The following is a 538-nucleotide window of genomic DNA, read 5'->3' as shown; positions in this document are numbered from 1 at the left end:
GAATCAGGCCGACGTTGAGGACGTTTTCCATTTTGCGGCGTTGAATTTCGTTTTTCTCGCCGAAATAAAGGCTGCGCTCGGAGTGGCCGATGAGAACGATGTCTGTACCGATGTCGGCAAGCATTTCGGCGGACACTTCGCCAGTGTATGCGCCGTTATTCGGGAAACGGCTCACGTCTTGCGCACAGGTTAAGATGCGGTTGTTCAAAACAATCTGCATGGCGTTGTGCAGTTGCAACAGATAAACGGTTGGAGCGGCCAGGCCGATTAACACGCGTTCTGCGGTTGGCATGACACGGAAGCGGTGCATAAGCGCATTGTTGTTTTGGAGTCGGCCGTTCATTTTCCAGTTGCCGATAACCCATTTTTGGTCCCACATTCCGATTTGGTGATACATCTTTATTGCTCCGTGTGTTGGTTGTTGCTTGTTGTAGCGTCGTGTAATGTGAAAGTTTAGTGGATATATGTGCGCTTGGCAATTATTAACAAGCCTCGAGGCCGTCTGAAAGATGGCACACTCTCCGACAAGGATTTATAA

The 538-nt window shown here is 49.4% G+C and carries 1 protein-coding gene; it reads right to left on the bottom strand.

What is annotated here, in order from left to right:
* A partial coding sequence (locus ACTHUR_RS17535) for a triose-phosphate isomerase (RefSeq protein WP_440399996.1) occupies positions 1 to 397 on the bottom strand: 397 nt, incomplete at its 3' end.
* Between the last annotated feature and the right edge of the window lie 141 nt (positions 398 to 538).

The organism is Neisseria sp. P0021.S007, from assembly GCF_051956855.1.
Note: the sequence above shows the minus strand (reverse complement) of the source record. Positions and strands in the feature narration are given on the sequence as shown.